This is a genomic window from Acidovorax bellezanensis (assembly GCF_025421555.1).
Lineage (GTDB): Bacteria > Pseudomonadota > Gammaproteobacteria > Burkholderiales > Burkholderiaceae_C > Comamonas > Comamonas bellezanensis.
Genome location: NZ_JAODYH010000003.1, coordinates 580,172 through 596,997, shown reverse-complemented (window position 1 = coordinate 596,997; position 16,826 = coordinate 580,172). Strand labels below are relative to the sequence as shown.

Genomic DNA, 16,826 nt, shown 5'->3' with positions numbered 1-16,826 from the left:
TTGGGGATTGTAGGAGGCTGTGCATTCCTCGGCGGCCGCGGCAGAATGCGCGCGGCATATGCCTGGAAAAAGCAGTTGCATGCTGGGTATAGACAGGCCTGAGCGCAGAACGTTCCCCTGAACTGCGCGAACGGCCTGGCGGGTTTTTCATCTAGGTGGCGGTGAGGCTGTGCATAGAATGTCCGCTGGCAGACGGCGACCGCTTCGCGGCCGGCATCTGTCTGACCAGGGCTTACGGGGCCTGGAATGGGTTTTGTTCCCATGTCCCTCTCGACGCTGCCGCGCTCGCCACTGTCATGCCCTTCTTGCAAGGCCTGGACAGGGTGAAAGGCAAGGCAGCTTTCTACCGGCTGGCGCTGCGCGCCCGGCCATCACCGAGGCAACTGCCTCGATTCCATTCGCTTTCACACGCCGACCCGGTCCCGGGGAGCGCTAGCTTCCGCCTTTGCAACAGGGGCCAGGACGGCGTCGCGTCAAGCGAAAGACCAAAGGAGAAATCATCATGCGCTGCAACCCACCCCGGCTTCTGGCCTGTGCAGTCCTTGGCACCCTGGCGGCATCCGTGCCCGCCTGGGCGCAATCCTCGGTATCCATCAACGGCCTGCTCGACGCCGGCATTTATCGCGGCTTCGATGGCGTCAATCAGCTGGGGACCATCCAGCGCAGCCATGTGGCGATTTCGGGATTTGAAGACCTGGGCGGCGGCCTCAAGGCGGTGTTCCGCCTGAGCACGCGCCTGGAACTCGATGCCGGCGATACCGAAGGCGCGGGCGTCAAGCCCTTCTGGCATGACGAATCCACCGTGGGTCTGCAAGGCAGCTGGGGCACGGTGCGCGTGGGGCGGGCGTTGACGGCGATGTGGGCGCAGGACTGGAAGTTCGATCCCTGGGCCAATTTCAACCGCATCGCCTCGCCGGCCTGGTACCAGTGGCATGCGCTGACGCCCAGCGATCCCTTCGGCAACAACGGCGGGGCCGAATACGGCCGGCTGAACAACGGCGTTTTCTACGACTCGCCCCGGATTGCCGGTTTCACGCTGCGCCTGAGCGCCTCGCCCGAACGCCAGACCGCGCTCGGTGCCACGGGCCGGCCGTATTCCGCGGTGCTCGAGTATGAACAGCAGGCGGTGGCCGCGATGGCGGCCGTGGAGCGCAACAGCCTGGGCGACAAGAACAGCTTTCTCGCCGGCAAATACCGCTTTGGCAGCGCGGCCGTGATGCTGGCGCATGACTTCAGCCGCAGCGCGGGCAATGTCGGCGAGTCCCGCGCCACCACGCTGGGCGGCACTTACCAGATGGGGTCGACCACGCTCAAGGCCGGCTATGGCCACCAGCGGCTGAACCAGGATACCAACCGCTTTGTCTCGGTCGGCGCCGATTACGCGCTGTCCAAGCGCACCACGCTGTACGCCAGCCTGGGCAACAAGCGCGATGCGCATGTGGCGTCGCGCACGGCTTTCGGCGTGGGAATGTCGCACGCATTCTGAGTGGATGGCCCGGTTGCGGGCGATGCCCAGCAGGCATGGCTGGCAAGGATATGCACCAAGCCCTAAAATGCCGGGTTTGTCCCCAGATTTCCAGAAAGCCCTGCCATGAGCCTGAAATGCGGCATCGTGGGCCTGCCCAATGTGGGCAAGTCCACCCTCTTCAATGCACTGACCAAGGCCGGCATTGCGGCCGAAAACTACCCCTTCTGCACCATCGAGCCGAATACCGGCGTGGTGGAAGTGCCCGATCCGCGTCTGAACCAGCTCGCCGAGATCATCCATCCCGAGCGCATTGTTCCGGCCATCGTCGAGTTCGTCGACATCGCCGGCCTGGTCGCGGGCGCGAGCAAGGGTGAAGGCCTGGGCAACCAGTTCCTGGCCCACATCCGCGAAACCGACGCCATCGTCAACGTCGTGCGTTGCTTCGAGGACGACAACGTGATCCACGTTGCCGGCCGCGTCGACCCGATCTCGGACATCGAAGTCATCCAGACCGAACTGTGCCTGGCCGACATGGCCACGGTCGAAAAGGCGCTCAACCGCCACAGCAAGGCTGCCAAGTCGGGCAACGACAAGGACGCCGCCAAGCTGGTGTCGCTGCTCACGCCCATTCTGGCGGCCTTGAACGAAGGCAAGCCCGCGCGCGTGGTGCCCGTGTCCAAGGAAGACGCGCCGCTGCTCAAGCAGTTCTGCCTGATCACCGCCAAGCCCGCGATGTTCGTCGGCAACGTCAGCGATGACGGCTTCGAGAACAACCCGCTGCTCGATCGCCTGAAGGAATACGCCGCTGCCCAGGGCGCGCCCGTGGTCGCCATCTGCGCCAAGATGGAAGCCGAGATGTCGGAAATGAGCGACGAAGACCGCGACATGTTCCTGGCCGAAATGGGCCAGGACGAGCCCGGCCTGAACCGCCTGATCCGCGCCGGCTTCAGCCTGCTGGGCCTGCAGACCTACTTCACCGCCGGTGTGAAGGAAGTGCGCGCCTGGACCGTTCCCGTCGGTGCCACCGCCCCCCAGGCGGCCGGCGTGATCCACGGCGACTTCGAGCGCGGCTTCATCCGCGCCCAGACCATTGCCTTTGACGACTTCATCGCCTACAAGGGCGAGCAAGGCGCCAAGGACGCGGGCAAGATGCGCGCCGAAGGCAAGGAATACGTGGTCAAGGATGGCGACGTGCTGAACTTCCTGTTCAACGTCTGATCCGGACCGCGGCCCCATGCATTTGCATGGGCTGCCAAGAAGCCCTGCAAGTCATGGATTTGCAGGGTTTTTTGTTGCTCGTTGGTTCCACCGCCCCGCGGGCGTGGCCTAGGGCGTGCTGGGCGGGGCCTGTTCCGCCGGCGCCATGTTGCCCAGCAGCAGCGCCCGGCCGGCGAACGGGCCGCCGGTCATTTCCAGGTCCAGCCGTTCGGCATCGCGCCGTCGCACCATGGCCATGATGTCGTCGGCTTCTTCCTCGCTGGCACCGGTGGCCAGCACGGCCTCCCGGCCGAGCAGCATGGCCGACTCGAACGTCTCGCGCACAAAGACGTCGGCGCCGGCCTTGGCCAGGGCCACCGCGTGCTCGCGGTCGAAGGCCCGCACCAGCAGCTTGGCCTGGGGACAGACGTCCTTGGCGATCTCGGCGATGTGCGTGGCCGCGGCCCTGTCGTTCAGGCAGACCATCACGGTGCAGGCCTCGTGGGCGCCGGCGGCACGCAGCACGTCGGGCCGGCTGCCATCGCCGTAGTAGACCTTGAAGCCGTAGGCCTGGGCGTCGCGGATCATCTGCGTGTCGTTGTCGATGATGGTCAGCGAGGCCCCGCGGGCCAGCACGCCCTGGCTGGCGATCTGGCCCACGCGCCCGAACCCGATGATGAGCACGCTGGCCCGCTGGTCGGCAACCGCTTCCACGCCGCTCATGTCCTGGTCGCTCTTGCGCGCCAGGCGCTTGTGCAGCTGCACGAGCAGCGGGGTCAGCGCCATCGACAGCACGATGATGGCCGTCATGTGGGCGTTGACCCGCGCGTCGATGACGCCGGCCGTCAGCGCGGCGGCAAACAGCACAAAGGCGAACTCGCCGCCCTGGGCCATCAGGACCGCCCGGTCCAGGGCCTCGGCATGCGAGCTGCGCGCCAACCGGGCAACACCGTAGATGCAAACGGCCTTGGTGAGCATCAGCGACACCACGCCGGCGATGATGAACAAGGCGTTGTGCGACACCACCGACAGGTCCAGTGACATGCCCACGCTGAGAAAGAACAGCCCCAGCAGCAGTCCGCGGAAGGGCTCGATGTCGGCTTCGAGCTGATGGCGGAAGGTCGACTCGGACAGCAGCACGCCGGCCAGGAAGGCGCCCAGCGCCATGGACAGGCCGCCCATCTGCATCAGCAAGGCCGAGCCCAGCACGACCAGCAGGGCGGCGGCCGTCATGACTTCGCGCGCCTTGGCACGCGCCAGCACGCCGAACAGCGGGTTCAGCAGCCACAGGCCTACGGCGACCAGCAGGCCCAGGGAGCCGGCGGCCAGCCCGACCACGGCCCAGCGCGTGTTGACGTGTTCCGCGGGGCCGCCGGCCTGCGGCGCAAGCACGGCGACCAGGGCCAGCAGGGGCACGATCAGCAGGTCTTCGAACAACAGGATGGCGACGATGCGTTGTCCGCGCGGAGCGCCCACATCGCCGCGCTCGCCCAGCAATTGCATGACGATGGCCGTGGAGGTCAAGACGAAGCCCATGGCGCTGATGAAAGCCACCGCCCAGGGGAAGCCGAACGCGATTCCCACCAAGGTCAGCAGGGCCCCGCAGACCACGACCTGCAGACTGCCCAGTCCTATGATGGCCTTGCGCAGGCTCCACAGATGCGAGGGCCGCATCTCCAGGCCGACGATGAACAGGAACATCACCACGCCGAGCTCGGCAATGTGCAGGATGGTCCCGGAGTCATTGAACCAGCCCAGCCCGAACGGGCCTATGGCCAGGCCCGCCGCCAGATAACCCAGAACCGAGCCCAGACCCAGGCGCTTGAACAGCGGCACTGCCACCACGGCTGCTCCCAGCAGCAGGACCACGGGCACCAGATCGACGCCACCACTTTCCACTGTCATCCGGGCACTCCTTGACGGATTTCTTGTAATGCGCAGGCGCCTGCCCAGAGGTCTGGTGCGGCCAACCTCCACCTGGGCGAAAGCATACCGCGCATTCCAGCCCCGTCGCCGGTGCTTGCCGGCCACACCTGCAAGCCTTGCCGGTGATTTTTTGTGGCGCGGTTGACTCATGCGGGCGGGGGTGACCGATATCTGCGGGGCCTGCCACCCTTTCTCCAATGGCTCGGCTTAATATCCGGGGGATGCGGTCGAAGGATCTGTGCCTGCACCTTTCCTTTGCGCAAAGTGCCTTTCGTCGCGTGCTGCCGCGGAAACTGGAAATACGTTCAGATGAACCTGCCACTTCATTGCCTGCGTGCGCTCATGCCCCGCTGGCTGACGATGCTGTCCCTTGTGTTGTGTGTCCAGGCGGGCGCCCAGGACATCGTGACCGACGAGCGCTCCCAGGGCGTGGCGCAAGCCGTCTTCGGCATCGTGAGCTATACGCGCTGGCCCGTGGAGCCCGCCACCATCCGCCTGTGCGTGGTCGGCCCCACCGAATACGCCGACGAAGTGCTCAAGGGCGGCCAGTTGCCGGGCGAGCGCAAGGTCATCGTGCGGCGCATCCGGCTCGATGATCCCGGGCTGACCACGGAATGCGAGGGCATCTATGTGGGTCTGCTGACCGACAGCGCCTGGCGGCTGCTGGTGGGCCGCCTGGTCGGGCAGCCTCTGCTGTCGATCAGTGAGCGCCAGGAGCTGTGCCAGATCGGCGGCATGTTCTGCCTGGATGTACGCCCGGCCCAAGTAACGTTTGAAGTGAACCTGGATTCGGTGGCGCGCAGCGGCGTGCGGGTCAATCCGCGCGTGCTGCGCCTGGGGCGGCGCAAGGGAGGCGGATGACAGGCATGCGCGATACGACGGCGCCGTCCACGCTGGGTGGGGTGGTACGCCGCGCATACCGGCGCATGGCGTGGGTTTCGGTGACGGTGGCCGGCACGCTGGTCCTGCTGGCCGGGGCGGTCGCGCTGCGGGTGTACATCGACAACAATCTGCGGCTGGTGGCCCGCTCGCTGGCCTACACGGTCGAGGCGGCCGTGGTGTTCGGCGACCGGGAGAACATCCGCCACACGCTGGACACCATGCTGGCGGGCGAAGGCGTGGCCCATGCGCGCGTGCTCGACTCCCGGGGCAACGTGCTCGCCCAGTGGCGCCATGGCGACCAGGGGCTGGCCGGGGAGGTGGGGGTGTGGCTGGGGCGGCACATGCTGTCCGACCCCGCGGTGGGTGTGATTCGCAACGACGGAGAGCTTGCGGGCCGGGTGGAGCTCAGTGGCGATGGCCGGGGCCTGCTGGAATTCCTGCTCTCCGGGATGGCGGTGCTGCTGGTGTGCATGGCCATCAGCGGCGCCGCCGGCGTGCTGCTGTCGCGGCGCATGCTCAGCGACATCGTGACGCCTTTGCAGTCGCTGGCCGAAGTGGCCCGCGCTGCGCGCCATGAGCGCGATCTGACGCTGCGCGTGCCGCCCGCACGCATCGTCGAGTTGCGTGCCCTGGGGGATGACGTCAACTCCCTGCTCGACGAGCTGCAGCAGCGCCAGGCCCATCTGCAATTGCAGAACACGGCCCTGACCCATCAGGCCAACCACGACAGCCTGACGGGTCTGCCGAATCGGGCGTTCTTTGAGCAGCGCCTGCAGGCCGTATTGCAGAAGGCGCAGCTGGAGGCAGGCATTTTTGCCGTGCTCTTTCTCGACAACGACCATTTCAAGCAGGTCAACGACACCTACGGCCACGAGGTAGGGGATGCCTTGCTGGTGGCCGTGGCCCAGCGCATTCGCAGCCAGTTGCGCGAATCCGACCTGGTGGCACGCCTGGGCGGCGACGAGTTTGCCGTGCTGCTGGCGCCGGTGCGCGGCGCCGACGATGCCACGCGCATTGCCGACAAGATCATTCACGCCATGGCGTCGCCGCTGGTGCTGGCCAGCGGCCTGCAACTGCTGCCTTCGGTCAGCATAGGCGTGGCGGTGTACCCGATCCACGGGCAGGACATGGTGGCGCTGTTGCGTGCGGCCGACGCGGCGATGTATCGTGCAAAAGCCCACTGCCGCGGAACGCGGCATGTGGCATGTGGCCGAGCTTGGTGAAGCGGAGAGCGAAAGCTGAAAAAAATATGAAAAAGATATGGACCTCATGCGTGCGCTGCGCTCCCTTGGCGATGGCCCTGGCCTTGGGGGCCTGCCAGTCGCCACCGCCCGCGGGGCCGGCCCAGGCCGCCGTGTCGTCGCTGTCGCCGCAGCAGGTGGCCGTGCTGCGCGAATATGGTTTCGAGCAGGTCGATGAGGGCTGGGAGCTGCAGATGGCGGGCAAGCTGCTGTTCGACTTCAACGCCGACAAGCTCGCGGCCGACCAGCGCGCCGCGGTGGAGCGCATGGCCCGGTCGCTGTTCAGCGTCGGCATCGAGCGCCTGCGCGTCGAGGGGCATACCGATGATCTTGGCGGCGATGCCTACAACGATCGCCTGTCACTGCGCCGCGCCCAGGCCGTGGCCCAGGTGCTGACGGAGGCGGGCATTCCGCAGGCCCATATCGCCGTGCACGGCTATGGCCGCAGCCGGCCTCTGCCCCCCAGCAGCATTCAGGGCAGCCGCAAGGAAAACCGGCGCGTCGCCATCATCGTGCCGGTGTCGTAGGGGCGCGCGCTCACTCCTGTGTGTTGAGCATCCAGGGCGTGCCGAAACGGTCGGTCACCATGCCAAAGCCCGGTGACCAGAAGGTCGCGGCATAGGGCATGGCCACTGTTCCCCCCTGTGCCAGGGCGTCAAAAATGCGCTGGCCTTCGGCCGCCGACTCGACGCCGATCGACACCCACAGGCCCTGCGGCTTGACGTAGCCGCCCCCGCAGTTTTCAGCCGCTCCCGGCGTCGAGGGCATGGCGTCCGAAGCCATCAGCGCCTGTTCGCCGATCTGCAAATGGGCGTGCATGATGCGGCTCTTGGCGGAGTCCGGCAGCGGGGGCATGTTTTCGCCAGCCGGCATTTCGCCAAAAGTCATCTGGTGCGCGACCTGCCCGCCAAACAGCTTGGCGTAAAACGCCATGGCTTCGGCGCAGTTGCCGTCAAAGTTCAGATAGGGGATGAATTGCATGCGTGTCTCCTGGGTGAGGGAACGGGGTATGTGGGCGCAGGGCCTGAGCGCGGGCCGTAGGCCAGCCGCATCCCGGGCGCCGCACTCTCACCCTGCATTGTGAGGACAGGCGCACTGTCCGCCATTGAAATCCCCCATGGCGGACAGTGTTGTGCAGGCCTGTTCAGGACTGCGGCGCCGAGCCGAAATCCACGCTGCCGCACAGCTGCCGCGGGTCCACCAGGCGCCGCAGGCCTTGCGCCAGCTGGAGCGCCGTCGGCGTGGTGTAGCGGTGGTAGTAGGCGCTGTTGTGCGGACCCACGCCGTGCTCGGCGCTGTAGCTGCCGGCGAATTGCTGCACCACCATGGCGTAGATGCGGTCGCGCAGCGCCTGCACGGCCGCCGCGTCATAGGGCTGGCTGGCGTCGTTGCGCCAGATGACGTTGAAGTGCACGCCGCCGTCGGCGATGTGGCCGAAGTCCACGACATGCAGGAACGGAAACTCGGCGGCCACCACGGCGCGCGCCGCGCGGCAAAACGCCATGATCTGCGAGCGCGGCACCGAGACGTCGAAGGCAATCGGCTTGCCCAGCGCACGCGCGCCTTCGCTGATGCTGTGGCGCAGGTGCCAGAGCTCGTGGCCGTTGCCGATCACCGCGTTCTCGATCGTCTGCTCGAACTGGTCTTGCAGGAAAGCATTCAGCGCTTCCTGCAGATCCAGCCCGGTGTAGGCCTTGCTGCTGGCCGCTTCCAGCTCGATCAGGATGGCGAAGTCCGGTGCGGGCTCGGGTGCGAAGGGGTTGCGCAGATTGGGCACATGGTCGATGGCCGCCTGCATGGCGTTGCCCGACAGGCCTTCGAAGGCGCTCAGATAGTCGCCCAGATCGCGCTCCAGCGCCTGCAGCAATTGCAGCACCGCGTCATCGGAGGTGGGTACGACCAGGGCCGTGGCCGACTGGCTGGGGCGCACATGCACTTCCAGCGTGGCGCGGGTCAGAACGGCGCCGGCGCCCGAGGTGCCGACAAACAGCTGCTTGAGGTCCGGTCCGGTGTTGTCCTTGCGCAGCGCGCGGCCCATGTCCAGCAGCTCGCCCGCGGGCTCCAGCAGCACGGCCTGCAAGGCCAGCAGGTTGTGGCGCACATCACCGTAGCGGATCAGGCGCGTGCCGCCGGTGTTGGCGGCCACCATGCCGCCCACCGTCGGATTGGCGCCCAGATCGATGGGAAACCACAGGCCGTGCGGCTCCAGCTGCTCATTGAGTTCCTGCAGCGTCACGCCGGCATCCACCGTCACGCTGCGGTTGGCCACATCCACTTCGCACAGGCCGCGCAGGCGGCTGGTGGACAGCACGATCTGGGTGCCGCTGGCGTCGGGCGTGCTGGCGCCCACCAGGCCGGTATTCGCGCCCTGGGGCACCAGATGCACGCCATGTTCCACGCACCAGCGCACCACTGCCTGCACTTCCTGCACGTCGGCCGGACGCACCACGCACAGCGCCTGGCCCGCACCATAGCGTGCGCCCTGCTCGTAGGCCGCCATGTCGGCACCCACCAGTAGACCGCGCTCGCCCACCAACGCGCCCAGGGCCTGGATGATGGCTTCGGGAGTCAAACCGCTCATGCCGCCACCTTGGCGGCCTGGTCGCGCAAGGCCGCGCGCAACTGGTCGATGGAGCGCTGCTGCGCGGCGGCGTACAAGGCGATCTCGTCGTGCACGGGCGCGCCCAGATCGGCTTCGAAAGCCTGCTGCGCGGCCTGGGCCTGGTATTGCTTTTGTTCCTCGCTGCCCAGGTTGGACTGGAAGATGCCGGCCGCGCTCACGGGCAGAAAATCTTCGTAGGTAATGGGCTCGGCCTGCACCAGGCCTTGCGCCAGCAGCGTCGCCAGATCGGCCTGGGCCAGCGCGACATCGGCCTCGGCTTCGCCTTGCGCCGTGAGGCTGTAGCGGTAAAAGGCCAGGTCCTGGGCGCGCAGCGCGTCGTGCGTTTCGGGGAATTGCTCGAACACCTGCGCCAGGCGCAGGCCATAGTCGGGCGCGGCGTTGCCGGCGTTGCCCATGTCGCGGACCTGGGCCAGCAACTCGTCGTACAGCGCCCGGCCCTTGCGGGTCAGGGCCACGCCGCGCTGCTCGATCTCGCCAAAGCGGGCGGTGTGCGCGCCCGTGCTGTCGGCCGCGTCATCGGTGAAGCGCACGGCCTCTTTCAGTGCCTTGAAGCTGGTCTGGCGCAGCAGGATGGGGCAGTCGCGTCGGGGCGGGCCTTCCACCACGTCCTTGGCATCCATGCCGCGCTCGGGCATGGCGGCCTGGGCCGCGTCGATGTCCAGCGTGCGTGGCGTCAGGTGGTTGATGTGCGGGCCCTTGAAGCAGACCACGTCGGCGATCAGGCGGTGGGCTTTTTGCAAGGCATCGTGGGTGGCCGCGTCCACGGTGGCTTCCTGGTGCCAGCGGAAGGTTTCCAGTGCTTCGTGCACGAATTCGTCGGCTTCGGCGGTGGTCAGTCCGCCGACGGCTTCGCTGTGGGCGATCAGCTCCAGCGCGCGCGGCGTGAAGATGTTGCGCTGGGCCAGGATGGCCGAGGCCTTGGCGCGCAGGGCTTGATCGGCGATCAGGTCCAGTCGCAGCAAGGAAGTGAACACGCGGAAAGGATTGGCCAGCAAGGCGCTGTCGCTGACCGGGCGGAAAGCCGTGGAATGCACTGGCACGCCAGCCACCGACAGGTCGTAATAGCCCACGGGCTCCATGCCCATGAGGGCGAACAGGCGGCGCAGCATGGCCAGCTCGGCGGCCGTGCCCACGCGGATCGCACCGTGGCGTTCCACACCCAGACGGGCGGCTTCGCCCGTGCGTTCCATCTGCGCGCGCAGCGCAGGCTGGGCCTGGAGCGTGCGGGCATTGATGTCGGTCACCAGTTCGACCAGCGTGCCGTACTGCGGCACTTCCTGGCGGTACATGGTGGACATGGCGCGCGAAAAGCGGCTGCGGATTTCGTCGGAGGAGACAAAGTGGGAGGAGTGGTGCGTATTGCTCATGACAAAGGCGGGCGTGGGGCGGGAAATGTGGGGGCTGGACCGTGGGGTGGCGCTGTCGTCGAGAAGACGTAGAGCCCCCTGCGGGCGGGTTTGCTGCGCATGGTAGGCGTGCGCGAGGAGGTGGGTCAAACGATAATTGCGTCAATAGGTCATTCCGAAATCGAATGACCAATGCCTTGCCCACGGAGCTTTCCATGCTGACCCGCCGATTCCTGCCCCCCATGTCCCTGCTGTGTGCGTTTGAAGCGGCCGCGCGCCACCAAAGCTTCACCGCGGCCGCGGCCGAGCTGCACCTGACGCAAAGCGCCGTCAGCCGACAGATTCGCGCGCTGGAGGAGCGACTGGGGGCGGAATTGTTTGTGCGCGAGCGCCAGACCGTGCGCCTGAGCCCGGCCGGGCAGACCTACGTGCAGGAAATTCGCGGCGCGCTGGTGCGCATCGCCAATGCCACGCTGGGCTTTCATTCCAACCCGCAGGGCGGCAGCCTGAACCTGGCCATCCTGCCCACGTTCGGCACCCGCTGGCTGGCGCCGCGCCTGCCGCAGTTCCTGGCGGCCCATCCGGGCATCACCATCCACCTGACCACGCAGCTGTCGCAGTTCGACTTCCAGCTCGAAAACGTGGACGCGGCCATCCACTTCGGCCTGCCGCACTGGCCCGGGGCGGGACTGGAATTGCTGATGGGCGAGGCCGTGGTGCCCGCCTGCAGCCCCGGCCTGCTGGCGCAGCACGGTTTTGTCCAGCCGCGGGACTTGCTGCGCGCGCCCCTGCTGCATCTGGCCTCGCGGCACGATGCCTGGCAGCGCTGGATGGCACGGCACGATGTTGCCGTGGGGGAGGTGCAGGGCATGGTCCTGGACCAGTTCGCCACGGCCGCCCAGGCCGCCATGGCCGGCGTGGGCGTGGCGCTGCTGCCGCGCTTTCTGATTGCGCGCGAATTGCAACAGGGCGACCTGGTGCCGGCCTTGCCGCAACTGCCCGATATGGAGAGCGCCGAGCGCTACTACCTGGCCTGGCCCACCAGCCGCGCCGACTACCCGCCGCTGCAGGCTCTGCGCACCTGGCTCAAGCAGGCGGCGCAGGAGTTCCTGCAGGGGGGCGAGGGCGCGCCATGAGTGTTCGCGGATGCGCCGCCTGAGGTTGGTGGGGCTGTGGGCCCCCCAGTGCGATCGCGTCGGAGGAATCCAGGGGGTTACCAGTCCATGGATTACCGGGGCCGGCGCATATCGAAATGCGCTTGTGCGTTGATGGTGAAATAGTCCCCAGCGCCGCCTGCGCGCAGCAAGGGGCGCGAGCGTGCGGTCTGGAAGATGCCGTTTTCCAGCAGCGCATGGTCGATATGCACCATCACCACTTCGCCGAGGATGAGCCAGGTCGGCACCTGCGCGCCGTCAGCGCCTTGCAGTTGGACGATTTGCGTGAGCTTGCACTCCATGGAGACCGGGCTTTCCAGCACCCGGGGCGGGGCCACCTGCACCGACGCCAGTGGCGTGAGGCCGGCGATGGCGAATTCATCGACGTCGGATGCCAGCGTGGCGCTGCTCTGGTTCATGGGCTGGGCCAGATCTTCCGTCGCCAGATTCCATACGAACTCACCCGTGGCTTCAATATTGTTCAGCGTGTCCTTGCGGCCCACACTGGAGAAACCAATGATGGGCGGCACGTAATTGAACGCGTTGAAGAAGCTGTAGGGGGCCAGGTTCAGTGTGCCGTCCGCCGCCCGGGTGGAGATCCAGCCGATGGGGCGGGGAGCGATGATGGCATTGAACGGGTCATGGGGCAGGCCATGGCCTTGCCGTGGTGCATACGAATGGATGGTCTGCTGGCGGTGATGCATCGTCATATCAGTTATCAAGGCGGTCAAGATCGAGGGAGTGCGGGGGGCCTGGGCGTTGTCGGCCATGTCGCGGCACGGCGAGCAGCGCTTTGCTGGCGTATGGGTGCTTGGTATTTTCCACCGAGATTGCGCTCGGCAATGTCGCCATGGATCCGCGCGCTGACTCTGCACGCCGTCACTGGGCGAGGGCGCGGTCTCGACCGGCCAGGAACCCCATCACGGCCGCAATCAGCGCCAGGACCGCGCAGATGCCCAGGGGGATGTGCCAACTTCCCTGCGCGTCGTGCAAGGCGCCCATCGCCATGGGCCCGGTGGCTGCCAGCAGGTAGCCGACGCTTTGCGACATGCCGGACAGCGCGGCGGCCTGGTGGGCGTTGTGGGTCCGCAGTCCGATGAAGGAGAGCCCCAGGATGATGCCGGCCCCGGTGCCCATGCCAAAGAGAATCGACCAGACCCACGCCAGTTGCGGCATCAGCATCAGGCCCAGCAGCGCAATCGCCGAGAGCAGGGCCACGGCGGCAGCCGGCAGGCGCTGGTCGCGCATGTGGCTGAGCAAGGGTCCGAGCACCAGGCCGGGCACGGCGGTGGCCAGTTGCAGCAGGCCATGCTGGGAGCCGGCTTGCGCGGGTGCAAAGCCTGCGTCGATCAGAATCGTCGGTAGCCAGCCAATGGCCACGTAGTAGATGGTGGAGTTCAGGCCCAGGAACAGCGTTACCTGCCAGGCCAGCGCCGAGTTCCAGACCTTGGCATCTGGCGCAGGCGTGGTGGCAGCTGCAGCCTGCGGGGCTTGGGCGCTGGCCTGTGTCATCCAGACCGCCAGTGCCGCCAGGGGCAGGATCGCCAAAGCCGCGAGAGCCCAGCGCCATCCCCAGGCATGGGCCATGGGCACGGCAGCGGTGGACGCCAGCGCGGCGGCGATGCCCATGGCCAGCGCGTAGCTGCCGGTCAAGGACGTGACATGGCGGGGGAAGTCGCGCTTGACCAGGCTGGGCAGCAGCACATTGCCCACGGCAATGCCCATGCCGATGATGGCGGTGCCGGCGTACAGGCACCACTCGAGGCCTGCGGAGCGCAGCCCTATGCCCAGCACAATGGCCAGCAAGGCCCCGAACAGGGATTTCTCCAGGCCGTATTGGCGTGCGAACCAGGCGCCGAACGGCGAGACCAGGGCGAACGCCAGAAGCGGCAGCGTGGTCAGCGCGCCAGCGGCCGTGGTGCTCAGGCCAAAATCCGCGCGCAGGGGGGCCAGTACCGGCGCTAAGGCCGTGATCGGTGCGCGCAGGTTGGCGGCGATCAAAAGAATGCCCACCAGAAGGGCTGCCCGACTGGCGGCCCGTGGAGTCTTCAGCGTATTCATTGTGTTCCTTCGGTGAATACCTTGACTCTAGACATCGCCAGCATTGATTAATATAGAAGAAAAGACTGTTAATCGCTAAAACATGACAACTGACGGCTCACTCATCCAGTCGCTGCGGCATTTCGATCCGGATGCGGTGGACCGTCCCGTGGCCGCCTGGCGTGTCGAGGTCCGCAATCACGGCAGCGAGCAGCCCGTCCATAGGCACCACAAGGGCCAGCTGGTGCTGGCCGTGCACGGTGGTGTGACCTGCGAAGTGCCCAAGGCCATGTGGATGGTGCCGCCGCAGCATGCGGTCTGGATTCCTGGCGGCATGCCGCACAGCAACCGCGCCACCGACAACGCCAGGATCTACTTTCTCTTCATAGCGCCCGATGCCGCGCAGATGCCGAGCGAGTGCTGCACCCTGTCCATCAGTCCTTTGCTGCGTGAACTCATACGCTATCTCGCCGACCAGGCGCCGGACTATCCGCGCCAGGGCGCGACGGCGCGTCTGGTGGCCGTGCTGCTGGAGCAGTTGGTGGCGGCACCCGTCGAGCAGCTGCATTTGCCCATTTCGGAGCACCCCAAGATCCGTTGCATCACCGAGGCCTTGTCGCAAGACGCCGCGGATCGCACGACGCTGGCCGACTGGGCGCAGCGCCTGGCCATGAGCGAGAGGTCGCTGGCCCGGCTGGTGAAGAAGGAGACGGGGCTGACTTTCGGCCGCTGGCGTCAGCAACTGCATTTGATCGTGGCCTTGCACCAGCTGGCATCGGGAACGTCGGTGCAGCAGGTGGCAGGCAAGCTGGGCTATGACTCGGTGACGGCGTTCATCACCATGTTCAAGAAAGCCCTGGGCCAGTCGCCGACCCACTATTTCGCCGCGCTGCGGCAGGTGGATTGAGGGCATGCGCAGCCCCAGAATTCGAAAAGCAAACGATGGAACGGAGATAGAGCAATGAAAGCAGTCTGGTACGAACGGCAGGGTCTGGCGCAGGAGGTGCTCATCTACGGTGAGATGGAGACGCCCCTGCCCGGGCCTGGCGAAGTCCGTGTGCGCCTGAGCGCCTCGGCGGTGAATCCGGCCGATGCGAACCGACGGTCCGGGCGCCTGCATGGAATGGAGTACGCGCGAATCATTCCCCACAGCGATGGCGCGGGCGTCGTCGACGCGGTGGGCGAGGGCGTGCGCGCAGAGCGCGTCGGCGAGCGTGTGTGGATTTATTTCGGCCAGCGGGGTCGGGCCTTCGGCACGGCGGCGCAGTACATCTGCCTGCCCGAGGAACTGGCGAGCGAACTGCCGGACCATGTCAGCGAGGTGGAAGGCGCCTGCCTGGGCATTCCCTGCATGACGGCTTGCTGCGCCTTGTTCGACGAGAAGCCCATCGCCGGCAGCGTGGTGCTGGTGACCGGCGGCGCCGGGGCGGTCGGCCACTACGCCGTGCAGCTCGCCAAATGGGGTGGCGCCAAAGTCATCGCCACCGTGAGCGGCCCGGAAAAAGCCGCGCATGCGCGCCGTGCCGGCGCCGATGCCGTTATCGACTACACCCAGGCCGATGCCTGGCAGCAGGTGCAAGGCGCCGCAGGCCCGCAAGGCGTGCAACGCGTCGTCGACGTCGATGCGGTGGCCAACAGCGAGCTGGTGCTCAAGGTGGTCAGCGATGGGGCGACCTGGGTGAGCTATGCGATCGGGCCGCAGGCCATGGCCGCGCTGCCCATGGCGCAGATCATCCGCAAGAACCTGACGCTGCGCGGCCTGTACCTGGCGGGCCTGTCGGCAGCGGTGCGGCGCGACGCGCAACTGGGGGTGCACCGCTGGATCCACGAGACGCCAGGCGCGATCCACAGCGTGGACCGCCGCTTTCCGCTGCACCAGACGGCGCAGGCCCATCTCGCGGTCGAAGCGAAGAACAAGCTCGGCACCGTCGTGGTGTTGTGCGATTCACCTGCCGAACCGAACAGTCCCTAGTCCAGCGGATCGGCCCAGCACCGAGATCAGTGCGGGGCAGAACCGGGCTTGGCGGCCTGGCCGACCGGCGCCTGCCGAAACAGCGCTTCTATGCACTGGCGCAGCCAGACCTTGGGCGGCTCCTGGGCGAAGCGCCGGCTCCAGTGCAACGAGACCGCGAAGCGGTGGTCGGGCAGCTCGGCGTCGAGCAGGGCGTAGCCGCCGTCGCGCGCAAAGCCCGCGGCCAGCTCGTGGGGCATGACCACGGCCAGATCGGTCTGGCTGACGATGGACGGCACGGCCAGGAAGTGGGCGGCCGACAGGCGGATGCGGTCGGTCAGCTCCAGTGCCTGCAGGATGCGCAGTGTTTCCGAGTGCGAGCGCACGGCGACGAATTCCAGCTGCCGCAGCTGGGCCAGCGCCAGTTTCGCGCCCCGACCGGTCTTGAGCAGCGGGTGCTGGCTGCGCAGCATCACGCTGTAATGGTCGTGCAACAGCACGCTGCTCTGGGTGCTGTGCACGCCGGGCAGAAAGCCTATGGCCGCATCCAGCGTGCCCCGGTCCAGGGCGTCGGCGATGTCGGCCAGCGGCAGGGGCAAGGTTTCGATGCGCACGCCTGGCGCCTGGGCATGCAGCGCCGACATCAGCGACGGCAAGAAGCGCGCTTCGCCGATATCGCTCAAGTGCAGGCGAAACACCTGTTGCGCCTGCAGAGGGTTGAAGGACTGGGCTTCACCCAGGCCGACTTCCAGCGCGGCCAGGGCGGCGCGCACTACCACGGCCAGGCGCTCGGCACGGGGCGTGGGGCGCATGCCGCCGTGGACCCGTTCGAACAAGGCATTGCCCAGCAGCAGCCGCAGGCGGGTCACGGCCTGGCTGGCCGCGGGCTGGGACAGGCCCAGTTCTTCGGCCGCGCGGCTGACGCTGCGATGGCGAAAGACGGCGTCGAACACGCGCAGCAGGTTGAGATCCAGAGTATTGATGTCCACGGTATATCC

At 67.0% G+C, this 16,826-nt stretch carries 15 protein-coding genes; 8 read left to right on the top strand and 7 right to left on the bottom strand.

Going from position 1 to position 16,826, the window contains the following annotated elements; translation table 11 throughout:
- Positions 1-502 precede the first annotated feature (502 nt).
- Both N0K08_RS06325 and ychF read left to right on the top strand, forming a co-directional pair.
- The gene (locus tag N0K08_RS06325) at positions 503-1,486 is read left to right on the top strand and encodes a porin (RefSeq protein ID WP_261499237.1); all 984 of its coding nucleotides are present in this window, start codon (positions 503-505) and stop codon (positions 1,484-1,486) included.
- A gap of 105 nt (positions 1,487-1,591) precedes the next feature.
- Entirely contained in the window at positions 1,592-2,686 is a 1,095-nt protein-coding gene (gene ychF, locus N0K08_RS06320) for a redox-regulated ATPase YchF (protein WP_261499235.1), read from the top strand.
- A gap of 108 nt (positions 2,687-2,794) precedes the next feature.
- Here the strand turns inward: ychF and N0K08_RS06315 are convergent, their stop codons facing one another.
- The gene (locus tag N0K08_RS06315; protein ID WP_261499234.1) at positions 2,795-4,570 is read right to left on the bottom strand and encodes a monovalent cation:proton antiporter-2 (CPA2) family protein; all 1,776 of its coding nucleotides are present in this window, start codon (positions 4,568-4,570) and stop codon (positions 2,795-2,797) included.
- A 330-nt stretch (positions 4,571-4,900) separates the two neighbouring features.
- On the opposite strand from N0K08_RS06315, the gene N0K08_RS06310 reads away from it, so the two are divergent.
- From N0K08_RS06310 to N0K08_RS06300, 3 genes are read left to right on the top strand one after another with little or no spacing between them, the layout of a single operon-like run.
- The gene (locus N0K08_RS06310; RefSeq protein WP_261499233.1) at positions 4,901-5,452 is read left to right on the top strand and encodes a YfiR family protein; all 552 of its coding nucleotides are present in this window, start codon (positions 4,901-4,903) and stop codon (positions 5,450-5,452) included.
- Between the two features lie 5 nt (positions 5,453-5,457).
- Positions 5,458-6,696 carry a diguanylate cyclase domain-containing protein gene (locus N0K08_RS06305; RefSeq protein ID WP_261499232.1) on the top strand — a complete coding sequence of 413 codons (1,239 nt, stop codon included), beginning with the start codon at positions 5,458-5,460 and terminating at the stop codon, positions 6,694-6,696.
- 26 nt (positions 6,697-6,722) lie between these two features.
- Positions 6,723-7,241: an OmpA family protein gene (locus N0K08_RS06300; protein WP_261499231.1), complete on the top strand. Its 519-nt coding sequence runs from the start codon at positions 6,723-6,725 to the stop codon at positions 7,239-7,241.
- Positions 7,242-7,251: 10 nt separating this feature from the next.
- Here the strand turns inward: N0K08_RS06300 and N0K08_RS06295 are convergent, their stop codons facing one another.
- The 3 genes from N0K08_RS06295 to hglS form a co-directional block, all read right to left on the bottom strand.
- Positions 7,252-7,695 (bottom strand): VOC family protein, encoded by a 444-nt coding sequence (locus N0K08_RS06295; RefSeq protein ID WP_261499230.1) that lies wholly within the window; start codon positions 7,693-7,695, stop codon positions 7,252-7,254.
- Positions 7,696-7,858: 163 nt separating this feature from the next.
- A complete protein-coding gene (locus N0K08_RS06290; protein WP_261499229.1) occupies positions 7,859-9,295 on the bottom strand; it encodes an FAD-binding oxidoreductase in 1,437 nt (478 codons plus the stop codon).
- A complete protein-coding gene (hglS, locus tag N0K08_RS06285) occupies positions 9,292-10,704 on the bottom strand; it encodes a 2-oxoadipate dioxygenase/decarboxylase HglS (RefSeq protein WP_261499228.1) in 1,413 nt (470 codons plus the stop codon). Before hglS ends, N0K08_RS06290 begins: the two co-directional genes overlap by 4 nt.
- 194 nt (positions 10,705-10,898) lie before the next feature.
- On the opposite strand from hglS, the gene N0K08_RS06280 reads away from it, so the two are divergent.
- Positions 10,899-11,819: a LysR family transcriptional regulator gene (locus N0K08_RS06280; RefSeq protein WP_261499227.1), complete on the top strand. Its 921-nt coding sequence runs from the start codon at positions 10,899-10,901 to the stop codon at positions 11,817-11,819.
- A 92-nt stretch (positions 11,820-11,911) separates the two neighbouring features.
- Here N0K08_RS06280 and N0K08_RS06275 read toward each other — a convergent pair whose 3' ends face one another.
- Both N0K08_RS06275 and N0K08_RS06270 read right to left on the bottom strand, forming a co-directional pair.
- Positions 11,912-12,547, bottom strand: coding sequence for a flavin reductase family protein (locus N0K08_RS06275; RefSeq protein ID WP_261499226.1), 636 nt, complete (start codon positions 12,545-12,547; stop codon positions 11,912-11,914).
- 169 nt (positions 12,548-12,716) lie between these two features.
- On the bottom strand, positions 12,717-13,898 hold the full coding sequence (locus N0K08_RS06270; protein WP_261499224.1) for an MFS transporter: 1,182 nt from the start codon (positions 13,896-13,898) through the stop codon (positions 12,717-12,719).
- An 82-nt stretch (positions 13,899-13,980) separates the two neighbouring features.
- Here N0K08_RS06270 and N0K08_RS06265 point away from each other — a divergent pair, with 82 nt between their 5' ends.
- Together N0K08_RS06265 and N0K08_RS06260 are read left to right on the top strand one after the other, a co-directional pair.
- On the top strand, positions 13,981-14,784 hold the full coding sequence (locus N0K08_RS06265) for an AraC family transcriptional regulator (protein ID WP_261499223.1): 804 nt from the start codon (positions 13,981-13,983) through the stop codon (positions 14,782-14,784).
- Between the two features lie 54 nt (positions 14,785-14,838).
- Complete coding sequence (locus N0K08_RS06260; protein ID WP_261499222.1) at positions 14,839-15,849, top strand: NADPH:quinone reductase; 1,011 nt, start codon at positions 14,839-14,841, stop codon at positions 15,847-15,849.
- A 26-nt stretch (positions 15,850-15,875) separates the two neighbouring features.
- Here N0K08_RS06260 and N0K08_RS06255 read toward each other — a convergent pair whose 3' ends face one another.
- Complete coding sequence (locus N0K08_RS06255; protein ID WP_261499221.1) at positions 15,876-16,817, bottom strand: LysR family transcriptional regulator; 942 nt, start codon at positions 16,815-16,817, stop codon at positions 15,876-15,878.
- Positions 16,818-16,826: the final 9 nt, after the last annotated feature.

Bases quoted from the DNA above. Each gene is read 5' to 3' on its own strand.
- N0K08_RS06325 (WP_261499237.1), top strand. From the start codon at position 503: ATGCGCTGCAACCCACCCCGGCTTCTGGCCTGTGCAGTCCTTGGCACC.
- ychF (WP_261499235.1), top strand. From the start codon at position 1,592: ATGAGCCTGAAATGCGGCATCGTGGGCCTGCCCAATGTGGGCAAGTCC.
- N0K08_RS06315 (WP_261499234.1), bottom strand. From the start codon at position 4,570: ATGACAGTGGAAAGTGGTGGCGTCGATCTGGTGCCCGTGGTCCTGCTG.
- N0K08_RS06310 (WP_261499233.1), top strand. From the start codon at position 4,901: ATGAACCTGCCACTTCATTGCCTGCGTGCGCTCATGCCCCGCTGGCTG.
- N0K08_RS06305 (WP_261499232.1), top strand. From the start codon at position 5,458: ATGCGCGATACGACGGCGCCGTCCACGCTGGGTGGGGTGGTACGCCGC.
- N0K08_RS06300 (WP_261499231.1), top strand. From the start codon at position 6,723: ATGAAAAAGATATGGACCTCATGCGTGCGCTGCGCTCCCTTGGCGATG.
- N0K08_RS06295 (WP_261499230.1), bottom strand. From the start codon at position 7,695: ATGCAATTCATCCCCTATCTGAACTTTGACGGCAACTGCGCCGAAGCC.
- N0K08_RS06290 (WP_261499229.1), bottom strand. From the start codon at position 9,295: ATGAGCGGTTTGACTCCCGAAGCCATCATCCAGGCCCTGGGCGCGTTG.
- hglS (WP_261499228.1), bottom strand. From the start codon at position 10,704: ATGAGCAATACGCACCACTCCTCCCACTTTGTCTCCTCCGACGAAATC.
- N0K08_RS06280 (WP_261499227.1), top strand. From the start codon at position 10,899: ATGCTGACCCGCCGATTCCTGCCCCCCATGTCCCTGCTGTGTGCGTTT.
- N0K08_RS06275 (WP_261499226.1), bottom strand. From the start codon at position 12,547: ATGACGATGCATCACCGCCAGCAGACCATCCATTCGTATGCACCACGG.
- N0K08_RS06270 (WP_261499224.1), bottom strand. From the start codon at position 13,898: ATGAATACGCTGAAGACTCCACGGGCCGCCAGTCGGGCAGCCCTTCTG.
- N0K08_RS06265 (WP_261499223.1), top strand. From the start codon at position 13,981: ATGACAACTGACGGCTCACTCATCCAGTCGCTGCGGCATTTCGATCCG.
- N0K08_RS06260 (WP_261499222.1), top strand. From the start codon at position 14,839: ATGAAAGCAGTCTGGTACGAACGGCAGGGTCTGGCGCAGGAGGTGCTC.